At 75.2% G+C, this 10,841-nt stretch carries 9 protein-coding genes; 6 read left to right on the top strand and 3 right to left on the bottom strand.

Annotation, left to right across the window (positions count from 1 at the left end; translation table 11 throughout):
• The 3 genes from BU198_RS19220 to BU198_RS19230 form a co-directional block, all read left to right on the top strand.
• On the top strand, nucleotides 1-2,499 hold a 2,499-nt coding region (locus tag BU198_RS19220), incomplete at its 5' end, for a type I polyketide synthase (RefSeq protein WP_188298102.1).
• Nucleotides 2,500-2,656: 157 nt separating this feature from the next.
• Nucleotides 2,657-3,178: a DUF1453 family protein gene (locus BU198_RS19225; RefSeq protein ID WP_188298103.1), complete on the top strand. Its 522-nt coding sequence runs from the start codon at nucleotides 2,657-2,659 to the stop codon at nucleotides 3,176-3,178.
• 126 nt (nucleotides 3,179-3,304) lie between these two features.
• Nucleotides 3,305-4,528 carry a glycosyltransferase gene (locus BU198_RS19230; RefSeq protein WP_188298104.1) on the top strand — a complete coding sequence of 408 codons (1,224 nt, stop codon included), beginning with the start codon at nucleotides 3,305-3,307 and terminating at the stop codon, nucleotides 4,526-4,528.
• Between the two features lie 219 nt (nucleotides 4,529-4,747).
• Here BU198_RS19230 and BU198_RS19235 read toward each other — a convergent pair whose 3' ends face one another.
• On the bottom strand, nucleotides 4,748-5,635 hold the full coding sequence (locus tag BU198_RS19235) for a metallophosphoesterase family protein (RefSeq protein WP_188298105.1): 888 nt from the start codon (nucleotides 5,633-5,635) through the stop codon (nucleotides 4,748-4,750).
• On the bottom strand, nucleotides 5,616-6,587 hold the full coding sequence (locus BU198_RS19240) for a helix-turn-helix transcriptional regulator (RefSeq protein WP_188298106.1): 972 nt from the start codon (nucleotides 6,585-6,587) through the stop codon (nucleotides 5,616-5,618). The genes BU198_RS19235 and BU198_RS19240 overlap by 20 nt, the downstream gene beginning before the upstream one ends.
• Nucleotides 6,588-6,698: 111 nt before the next feature.
• Between BU198_RS19240 and BU198_RS19245 the strand changes: the two genes are divergently transcribed.
• The 3 genes from BU198_RS19245 to BU198_RS19255 all read left to right on the top strand — a co-directional run bounded on the left by BU198_RS19245 (nucleotide 6,699) and on the right by BU198_RS19255 (nucleotide 10,283).
• Entirely contained in the window at nucleotides 6,699-7,913 is a 1,215-nt protein-coding gene (locus BU198_RS19245) for an ROK family transcriptional regulator (RefSeq protein WP_188298107.1), read from the top strand.
• 72 nt (nucleotides 7,914-7,985) lie between these two features.
• Nucleotides 7,986-9,011 (top strand): hydroxyacid dehydrogenase, encoded by a 1,026-nt coding sequence (locus BU198_RS19250; RefSeq protein WP_317620197.1) that lies wholly within the window; start codon nucleotides 7,986-7,988, stop codon nucleotides 9,009-9,011.
• 3 nt (nucleotides 9,012-9,014) lie between these two features.
• Nucleotides 9,015-10,283 (top strand): sulfatase, encoded by a 1,269-nt coding sequence (locus BU198_RS19255; protein ID WP_188298108.1) that lies wholly within the window; start codon nucleotides 9,015-9,017, stop codon nucleotides 10,281-10,283.
• Nucleotides 10,284-10,317: 34 nt separating this feature from the next.
• On the opposite strand, the gene BU198_RS19260 is transcribed toward BU198_RS19255, so the two are convergent.
• On the bottom strand, nucleotides 10,318-10,841 hold a 524-nt coding region (locus BU198_RS19260; RefSeq protein ID WP_188298109.1), incomplete at its 5' end, for a PQQ-binding-like beta-propeller repeat protein.

A 10,841-nucleotide genomic window follows, 5' to 3' on the forward strand; every position in this document is an offset into this window, starting at 1 on the left:
GACCTGGCGGCGCTGACCGCCGCCCTGGACGCCGGGGAGCGTGCTCCCGAGCTGGTGTTCGCCTCCTTCGGTCCCGCGGTCGCCCCGGCCGGTGCGGACGCCCTGAGTGAGGCCGCGCACCGGGCCGCGCTGGACGCGCTGGCCGCCGTGCAGGCCTGGCTCACCGACGAGCGGCTGGCCGACACCCGGCTGGTCGCGGTGACCCGCAACGCCGTCCCGACCGGCGCGGACGAGGACGTCCCCGGCCTGGCCGCCTCTCCGGTGTGGGGCCTGCTGCGCTCCGCGCGCACCGAGAACCCGGAGCGGTTCGTGCTGGTCGACTCCGACGAGGCCTCCGAGGGGGCGCTGCTCGCCGCGGTCGCCTCCGGCGAGCCGGAGCTGGCGCTGCGCGCGGGCACCGCGCTGACCCCGCGGCTGGTCCGGATGCCGGTGGCCGCGGAGCAGGCCGAGCAGGCAAAGCAGACTGAGCAGGCCGAGGAAGCCGGGCAGGCCGGGCAGGAGGCCGCCGGGCCGCTGCTCGACCGGGACGGCACCGTCCTGATCACCGGCGGCACCGGCACCCTCGGCGCCCTGGTGGCCCGTCACCTGGTCACCGTCCACGGGGTGCGCAGCCTGCTCCTCACCAGCCGGCGCGGCCTCGCCGCGGAGGGCGCCCGGGAACTCGCCGACGCGCTGACCGGCCTCGGCGCGGACCGCGTCGAGATCGCCGCCTGCGACACCTCCGACCGGGAGGCGCTGGCGGCACTGCTGGCGTCGGTGCCCGCCGACCGCCCGCTCACCGCGGTGGTGCACAGCGCCGGCGTGCTGGACGACGGCACCGTCGACGGGCTCACCCCGGAGCGGCTGGCGAAGGTGCTGCGCCCCAAGGTCGACGCGGCGCTGCACCTGCACGAGCTGACCGAGGGCCTGGACCTCAGGGCCTTCGTGCTGTTCTCCTCGGCCGCGGGCATCATGGGCAACCCGGGCCAGGCCAACTACGCGGCCGCCAACGCCTTCGTCGACGCGCTCGCCCAGCGGCGCAGGGCGGCCGGCCTGCCGGCCTCCTCGCTCGCCTGGGGCCTGTGGCTGGACAGCCTCGGCGCCATCGGCGAGGCCAACGGCGAGCTGGCCGCGGCCCGTACCGGCAACCGCATCCCCGGCCTCACCTCGGAGGAGGGCCTCGGGCTGTTCGACGTGGCGCTCGGCGCCGGCCAGGCGGTGCTGGTGCCGATGCGGCTCGACCTCCCGGCGCTGCGCCAGGCCGGGCCCGAGGCGCTGCCGCCGCTGCTGCGCGGCCTGGTCAAGCCGGTCGTCCGCCGTACGGAGGGCGGCCAGGGCGCGGACGGGCCCTCGCTGACCGAGCGGCTGGCCGGGGCCACCGAGCAGGACCGCGGGGCGATCGTGCTGGAGTACGTCCGCACCCAGGCGGCGCTGGTGCTCGGCTACACCGACGCCGAGGCGGTGCCGCCCACCCGCCGGTTCCTGGAGATGGGCTTCGACTCGCTCAGCGCCGTCGAGCTGCGCAACCGGCTCGGTGCGGCGGCTGGGGTGCGGCTGCCCGCCACGGTGGCCTTCGAGAACCCCACGCCGGAGGCGCTGGCGGCCTACCTCACCCGGTCCCTCGGGGCGGCCTCCGCGCGCGCCGAGGAGACGGCGCAGGTCCGGGAGCCGGAGAGCGTGTTCGGCGCCATGGCGCGCCGGGCGGGCGAACTCGGCCGGCTCCAGGAGTTCATCCAACTCCTCACCAGCGCCTCGGAGTTCCGGCCGTCCTTCGAGTCGCCCGAGCAGCTCGAAGGCGAGCTGGACGTGGTCCGGCTGGCGAAGGGCGACGGCGGCCCCGAGCTGGTCTGCATCCCGTCGATCCTGCCGATGTCGGGCCCGCACGAGTACGCGCGCTTCGCCGCCGCCCTGCGCGACGTGCGCGACGTCTCGGTGCTGCCCGCACCGGGCTTCGTGCCGGGGGAGCCGCTGCCGGCCGCCGTCGAGGTGCTGGCCGAGGCGCACGCCCGGGCGCTGCTCGCGCACACCGGCGACCGGCCGTTCGTGCTCGCCGCGCACTCCTCCGGCGGCATGCTGGCGCACTCCCTGGTCAGCCACCTGGAGCGGCGCGGCGTGCGGCCCGAGGCGCTGGTCCTGATCGACATCTACCCGCTGGACGGCAACGCCCTCAACGGTGTGCAGGCCCGCCTCGGGGCCGGCGCGCCGGAGGGCGGGGCAGCGGAGGACGCCGGTGCCGCCGCGGGCGGCTTCGGGGCGCTCGGCGACGTCCGGCTCACCGCGATGGCCGGCTACTTCCGGCTGTTCGCCGAGTGGCGGCCGCAGCCGGTCGGCACGCCCACCCTGCTGGTGCGCGCCACCGAGCCGCTGCCGAACTGGCGCCACCGGGAGGACTGGCGCTCCACCTGGGCGCCGGAGCACAGCGCGGTGGACACCGCTGGCGACCACTTCTCGATGATGGAGGAGCACGCCGAGAGCACCGCCCGCGCGGTGCACGGCTGGCTGACGGAGCGGCTCGGCTGAGCCGCCGCACCTGACGGTTCAGCGGCCGGGGGTGGAGAACGCGACCGCGTTCTCCACCCCCTTTTGTCCACCCCTGGCCTCAGGACCGGAAGCCCCGGAACGCCTAGTGTCGTCATCAGTTCTGAACGACATCGGAGGGTTCCCAGTGACTGACGGGATGCGAGACGCGCTCTTCCTGAGCGGCATTCTCATCACCATCGTTCTCTTCACGCAGGTGGGGCGACACCGATTCGGCCTCATCAAGCTGCTGATGCCACTGGGCCTGGTGGCCTGGTTCGCCTACGACATGCTGCACAACATGAAGGCGACGGCGCCGAACATGACGTCCGCCGGGATCGGGATCGCGATCGGTGTCGCCATCGGTATCGGCCTGCTCTACACGATGCGGATCGAGCACGACCCGGCGTCCGGAAAGACCTACACCAGGGCGGGAATCGCCTATCTGGCGATCTGGCTCGTGGTACTGGCCGGCCGGCTCGGATTCATCTGGACGCTGGAGAACAACGAGTCCTTCCGCGCCGATTTCGGCAAGTGGACGGTCGAGCAGCAGATCGACCCCGACGGGGTCGCCGCGTTCTTCGTCCTGATGGCCATGGCGATGGTCCTCTCGCGGACCCTCGGCGTCGCGATCCGCTGGCTGCGCCGGTCCTCCGTGGCCGCCCCCGCCGCGGTCAGGTAGGCCCGGCTCCGGGTCCCGGTGGGGCGTGGGGTGGGTAGGGGTTGTTCGCCTCTGCCTCCCGGCGGAACCATCGGAGACAGCAGTGCGGAGGAATGCGAAATGCATCGGGGTAGGGAGAGTCGGGCCATGCGAGTTTTCTGTACGGTGACCGGGACGCAGGGGCACGCCAACGAGGTGCTGCCGCTCGCCCGGGCGCTCGCCGCGGCGGGTCACGACGTCCTGGCCACGGTGCCCGAGCACCTCGCACCGGTCTTCGCCGGATCCCCGGTGGCGATCGAGCCGGTGATGCCGACCATTCCCGAGATCATGCAGGCCATCTTCTCGATGCGGGACCGCCGGGAGGCGCGCGGGGAATCCGAGGAGATCGTCGTCGACAACCGGCTCCAGATGATTCTCTGGGGCGGTGGCCCGCACATCACGACGACCTTCGAGCGTATTCTTCCGATCGCCAAGGAATTCGCCCCCGACCTGGTCCTGCGGGACGGCGGTGAACTCACCGGAGTCCTGATCGCCGAGGCGCTCGGAATTCCGCACGTGTCCTGCCCGTCCGGCCCGACGAACGTCACCGACCCGGAGGGTCTGCTGCCGTTCCTCAACGAGCGGCGCACCGAGGTCGGACTGGTCGCGAAGGACACGCCGTGGTCGATCTACCCGCACGGCCGGATCGACTGCGTGCCCGGTGACTTCTCCTTCGTCCGCTACGACGTGCCGCCGGCCTTCGCCTACCAGCAGCCGGCCGCGCTGGGCGGCGGCTCCAGCCTGCCGGTCGAGCTGGCCGGGCTCTCCGGGGACCGCCCGCTGGTGGTCGCCTCGGTCGGCAGCGCGCTGCCGACCGTGATGGGGATGAAGTCCCAGGGCATCGAGCCGCCGGAGGGCATGCTCGACCCGACCGAGACGCTGCGCGCCATCATCGAGGGCCTGTCCGCCCTCGACGTGCACGCGGTGGTCGGCACGGCGGGCTTCCCGCTGGACGGCATCGAGATCGGCGACAACGTGGTCGTCATGGAGTGGCTGCCGCAGCAGCTCCTGCTGGAGTGCGCCCAGCTGTTCGTCACCCACGGCGGCTACGGCGGCGTCCGGGAGGCGATCCGCCAGGGCGTGCCGATGGTCGCCCTGCCGCAGTTCGGCGACCACCTGCACAACGCGCAGCGCCTCGCCGAGCTGAACCTCGGCGTGCACGTCACGGAGGTCACCCCCGAGGGTGTCGCCGAGGCCTGCCGCCAGGTGCTGTCCGACGAGCGGATCGCGGCCGGCGTCCGCACCGCGCACCGTCAGATGCTCGGCCTGCCGGACATCGACGACGTGGTGGCCTACCTGGAGCGCGTGGTCGCCGAGAACGCCGCCGTCTGACCCGGTCCCCAGAGCCCGTTGCCGGTCCCCCGTCCGGCAGCGTCAGGGCGGGCGCCGGTCCGAGACACCTCGGACCGGCGCCCGCCCGTTTCCGCGTTCCGGGGCCGGAGCACGGCGAAGGGGCGGCGGAGGGCGGCCCGGCGAACGCGAGGGCCCCGCCGCGGACCACCGTCCTCGGCGGGGCCGCTCGCGCTGTGCCTCGGCCGCTCGCGCCGCGCCTCAGCCGGCCGTCGCGGCCGGCTCCGTGCCGTCGAACGGCGCGATGGTGCGCAGCAGTCCGCGCGGGTGTCCGCGCCGGCGCCACTCGCGCGGGTAGCCGATGGACACCTCCTCGAAGCGCACGCCCTCGTACCAGGTGGTGCGGGGGATGTGCAGGTGCCCGTAGACGGCGGCGGCGACGTTGAAGCGGGTGTGCCAGTCGGCGGTCAGCACGGTGCCGCACCACTGCGCGAACTCCGGGTACATGAGCACGTCGGTGGGCCGGCGCACCAGCGGCCAGTGGTTGACCAGGACGAGCGGGACGGCCGGGTCGTGCGCGCGCAGCCGTTCCTCGGCCGCGGCGACCAGCGCCCGGCACCACTCGGCCCTCCCCGGGTAGGGGTCGGGGTGGAGCAGGAACTCGTCGGTGCAGACCACGCCGGACTCGTGGGCGAGCCGGAGCGACTCCTCGGCGGTCGCCGCGCTCGGCACCCGGAACGTGTAGTCGTACAGGGTGAACAGCGGCGCCACCGCGAGCGGGCCGCCGGGCCCCGTCCACACCGGCCACGGGTCCTCCGGCGTCACCACGCCGAGCTTCGCGCAGCGGGCGACCAGGTGCCGGTAGCGCTCGACGCCCTTCAGCTGGACGGAGTCCTCGCGGGGCGTCCACAGTTCGTGGTTGCCCGGGGACCAGATGACCTTGGCGAAGCGGTCGGCCAGCAGCCGCAGCGCCTTCTCGATGTCGGCGGTCAGCTCGCCGACGTCCCCGGCCACGATGAGCCAGTCCTCGTCGTGGCCGGGGCGCAGCTGCTCGACCAGGGGCCAGTTGTCGGCCATCCCCACGTGCAGGTCGCTGACGGCGAGCAGGCGGGGGCCGGGGGCGGCGCGGTCAGGCGGAGTGGGCGACATGGGAGTCCAAACTGGTCGGCAGGTCCTGGCGCTGGCTGATGTTGATCTTCCGGTACACCCGGGTGAGGTGCTGCTCGACGGTGCTGACGGTGATGAACAGCTTGTCGGCGATCTCCCGGTTGGTGTGGCCGTGCGCGGCGAGTGCCGCGACCCGGCGTTCGGCCGCCGTCAGCGCGCCCTCGGCCGCCGGGGCCGGGCGCAGCGGACGCACCGAGCCGTCGGCGGCACTGCCCGCCGCCGAAGGCTGGAGCGCCTGGAAGAGCTCGTGCGCGCCGCAGCTGCCGGCCAGGCACAGGGCGCGGCGCATCAGCACCCGGCCCTTGGCCCGGTCGCCGAGGCGCTTGTGGGCCCGGCCGAGGTCGGCCGTGGCCAGGGCCAGCGTGTACCAGTCGTCCGTGCCACGCAGTAACTCCACCGCGGTTTCCAGGAGTTCGACCTGTTCGACGGCCGGCCTGGTGGACGCGAGCACCCGCAGCGCCTGGCCGCGGGTGCGGTCCTGGGCGGGGTAGACGCGTTCGAGGTGTTCGTCGAGCAGGGTGACGGCCCGCTCGCGCTGGTCCAGCCGCAGCCACGCCTCGGCCGCGCCGAGCCGCCAGGGGGCGAGCGCGGGGCAGTCCAGGCCCCACTCGGCCATCAGCCGTCCGCACTCCAGGAAGTCGGCGAGGGCGGCGTGGTGGCGGCCGGTGGCGAGGTGGAAGCGACCACGCGCGTAGATGAAGCCCAGCGCGAACCGGGTCCGGTACATCGCGTCCGGCACCGGCTGGTCGAGGGCGTCGGCGGCGGCCTCGTACTCGCCCATGTGGCTGCGGGCCTCGACCAGCACCGCGAGCGGCAGGCCGATGCCCACGCCCCAGGCCCGCGGCGGCAGTTGACGCAGCGCGGACTCGGCGAGCCCGGCGGCCTCGGCCAGCGGGAGCCCGGGGACGCCGAGCGTGGAGTAGGCGAGCGGCATGGCGGCTCCGTGAGGTGTCGGGCGGCCCGGGCGGGCCGGGCCAAGGATATATTCAAGCTGAGACAAAGTCCTGACCAGTCACCGGGCCCGGCCCGGTCCGAGGAGCGCGCGATGCCCCCGAGCCGCACCCCCGCCACCGCCACGACGCAGACCGTCGCCCAGGTGAACCAGACCGTCCTGCTGGAGGTGCTGCGGCGGCACGGCACGCTGTCCCGGCAGCGGCTGGCCGCCGAGAGCGGGCTGAGCACCGCGACCGTGCACCGGCTGGTTGAGGTGCTGCGCGCCGAGGGGCTGGTGGAGGTGGAGACGGAACGGGCGCCGTCCGGTGGCGGCCGGCCGCCGCAGCTGATCCGGTACAACGCCCGCGCGCAGACCGTGCTGGCGGTCGCGATGCGCCCGCGCCGGATCGTCGGGGTGGTGGCCGCCCTGGACGGCACGGTGCTGCACGAGGCCGAGCACCACTGGGCATTCGCCGGCTCTGACCGGACGCGGGAGGTCGCGTCCGCCGACCTGACCGGCCCGCTGCTCGCGCTGGTGGACGGGCTGCGGGACTGGGCCGGGCGGCACGCGGGGGCGCCCCGCGCCCTCGTCACCGGCGTGCCCGGAGTGGTCAGGGACCGCACCGGGCTGGTGGAGTTCGCGCCCGCGCTGGACTGGCCGGGGCTGCGGCTGGGCGTGCTGCTCCAGGAGCGCTACGGCGTCCCGGTGGCGGTCGAGAGCAACGTCAACCTGGTCGCGCTGGCCGTGCGGCAGTCGCCGGCCGCGGCCGGCGTGAGCGACCTGGCGGCCGTCGTGGTGGGCATCGAGGTCGGCGCCGGGATCGTGCTGGACGGCCGGCTGCACCGCGGCCGGCTGGGGGCGGCCGGGTCGCTCGGCCACCTGATGTCCGGGCACGCGGCGCTGGACCGCCCGCTCGGGCGGACCGGCGACACCCAGGCGGGGATCGGCGACCACGCGGTGGACCGGCGGATCACCGAGGCCGGCCTGACGGTGTCCGGCACCCCGGCGGAGCGGGTGGCCGGGCTGTTCCGGCTGGGCCGGGAGGGCGATCCGGCGGCGGTCCGGCTGATCGGCGAACTCACCGACGACCTGGCGCTGCTGGTCGCCAACCTGAGCGTGGTGCTCGCGCCGGAGCTGATCGCCCTCGGCGGGCGGCTGTTCTGGGAGAGCGGGGGCGAGCTGCCCGCCGCGATCGAGAGCCGGTTGCAGGGGCGGGTGCCGGTGCTGCCCCGCCTGGTGGTCGTGCACAGCACCACCACCGAGCTGGTCGGCGCGGCCGCCGCCGCGGTCCGACTCGCGGACGGGGCGACCTTCATCACCCGGTGAGCGGGCCCGGCCCACTCCTCGCCACTATTTCTCACTGTGATAGAAACTCCTCGTGCGCCAGAGTTCCGGCGCGTGCGCCAGCGACCCGAGGAGAACCGGATGCCCACCGCCGCCTTCGCGATGGACCCGGAACGCTTCCCCGACGTGTACGGCCCGGAGGCCCGCGCCCGGGTCGCCGCCCACGCCGGGCTGACGGCCGACCCGGCCTCGCCCCACGGGGTGTGGAGCGCCGAACGGCTGGCCGCCGCACCGGAGGCACTGCGCGACGTCGAGGTGCTGTTCACCGGCTGGGGCGGCCCGGTCCTGGACGCCGCCGCCCTGGCCCGGCTCCCCCGCCTGCGGCTGGTGCTCTACGCCGCGGGATCGGTGCGCCGGATCGCCGGCGAGGCGTTCTGGGCCGCGGGCATCCCGATCGTCACCGCCGCGCACGCCAACGCCGTCCCGGTCGCGGAGTTCACCGTCGCCCAGATCGTCTACGCGCTCAAGGGCGGCTGGCGCCACGTCCTCGCCGCCAGGGCCGCCCGCGCCGCCGTCCCGGCCGCCCGCACCCCGGGCGGGTACGGCTCCACGGTCGGCGTCCTGTCGCTCGGCGCGGCCGGCCGGCTGGTCTGCGAGATGCTGCGCGACTACGACGTGCGGGTCCTCGCGCACGACCCGTACGCCCCGGTGCCGCCCGGGGTGCGGGCCGTCGGCCCGGACGAACTCTTCGCCACCGCCGACGTGGTGAGCGTGCACACCCCGCTGCTGCCCGAGACCCGCGGACTCGTCGGGCGGCGGCTGCTGGAGTCGATGAAGCCCGGCGCCACGCTGGTCAACACCTCGCGCGGAGCCGTCCTGGACGAGCCCGCACTGCTCGCGGTCCTCGCCGAGCGCCCCGACCTCTTCGCCGTGCTGGACGTCACCGACCCCGAGCCGCCGCTGCCGGACTCGCCGCTGTTCACCCTGCCCAACGTGGTCGTCACCCCCCACCTGGCGGGCAGCCGGGGGCTGGAGCGCCGCCGCCTCGGCGACCTGGTCGTCGACGAGTTCGAGCGCTGGCTGCGCGGAGCCCCGCTGCGCCGGGCGCTCGACCCGCACACCTACGAACGGATGGCCTGACCCGTGCCGAAGCCCCGCAACCCCGACGTGCTGGTCATCCTGACGGACCAGCAGACCGCCGACGCGATGAGCGCCGCGGGCAACCCGTACCTGCGCACCCCCGCGATGGACGCGCTGGCCGCCGCCGGCACCCGCTACCCCCACGCCTACTGCGCCCAGCCGCTCTGCACCCCGTCCAGGGCAAGCCTGATGACCGGCCGCCTGCCCAGCACCGTCAGCGTCACCGGCAACACCGGCGGCCCCGAGGACCCGCTGCTCGGACGGCTGTTCACCGAGGCCGGGTACGACTGCGGCTACGGCGGCAAGTGGCACCTGCCGGAGCTCGACCTGCCCGAGGGCCGGGGCTTCCGCCGGATCCACCCGGCGGGCGGGGACGACGCCGGACTGGCCCGCGCCGCCGCCGAGTTCGTCCGCGCACCGCGCGAGCGGCCGTTCCTGCTGGTCGCCTCCTTCCTGGAGCCGCACGGCATCTGCGAGTGGGCCCGCGGCCAGGACCCGCGCACCGGCCCGCTCCCGCCCGCGCCGCCCGTCGCCGAACTCCCGCCGCTGCCGGCCAACTTCCCGGTCGGGCCGTACGATCCGGCACTGCCCCGGCTCGCCCGGCTGGCCCAGCCGCACACCCACCCGACGGCCGAGTGGCGGGAGGACGACTGGCGCCGCTACCGGCACGCCTACTACGCGCTCGTGGAGCGGGTGGACCGGCACGTCGGACAGCTGCTGGCGGCGCTGGAGGGCCGGGGCAGGGAGACGGTGGTGGTGTTCGGCTCCGACCACGGCGACGGCGCGGGCGCCCACCGCTGGAACCAGAAGTGGGCGCTGTACGAGGAGTGCGTACGGGTGCCGCTGGTGGTCACCGGTCCCGGGGTGGCCGCCGGCGCGGTCGACGAACGGCTGGTCGCGACCGGCCTCGACCTGATCCCGACGCTCTGCGACCTGGCCGGCATCGCCGCGCCCGAGGGCCTGCCGGGCCGCAGCGTCCGCGCGGCGCGCCCGCACACCAGCGTGGTGGTCGAGACCCGCTGGGAGATCCCCGGCTTCAACAACGCCCTGGGGCGGATGGTCCGCGCCGGACGGCACAAGTACGTCTGCTACGCCTGGGGCGACCACCGGGAGCAGCTGTTCGACCTCGCCGCCGACCCCGGCGAGCTGGTCAACCTCGCGGTGGACGCCCGGCACGCGGCGCTGCTCGACCGGTTCAGGGACCTGCTGGCCCGGCACTGCGCCGGGGTCGCCGACCCGTTCGCGCGCTTCGTCCCGCGGGCCGGGCGCTGACGAGGGGGCCGGCCCCCTCGTCGGCGCCGGGGAGCTACGGCCGGACGGCGACCAGCTCCCGCCCGCGCAGCGTGTAGAGCACCCCGTGCTCGTCCGCGGCCAGCCGGGCGCCGCTGTACCACTCGGCGTCCAGCTCGACCAGCACGGTGGCGGCCAGGGTGTCGCGGTCCAGCCGGAACAGGGAGCGCTCGCTGACCCCGTACAGGATCCCGCCGAGGGCCAGCAGGCGCGGGTTGGCGCCGACCGCCGGGCCCAGGTCGGCGCGCCGCCCGACCGTCGGGACGAACCCGGGCCGCCGCGAGCCGCGCAGGTCGACGGTGAACGCCCGGCCGTTCACGGTCAGGCCGTACAGGGTGTGCCCGTGCACCGCCAGGCTGCTGACGCCCGCGCCGAGGTCGGTCGCGGTGCGCCACAGCTCGCGCCCGGCCATGAACGCCCGGCCGTTCACGGTCAGGCCGTACAGGGTGTGCCCGTGCACCGCCAGGCTGCTGACGCCCGCGCCGAGGTCGGTCGCGGTGCGCCACAGCTCGCGCCCGGCCACCGGGTCCCAGGCGGCCA

The sequence above is a fragment of the Streptomyces sp. CBMA156 genome (genome assembly GCF_014596515.1).
GTDB lineage: Bacteria > Actinomycetota > Actinomycetes > Streptomycetales > Streptomycetaceae > Kitasatospora.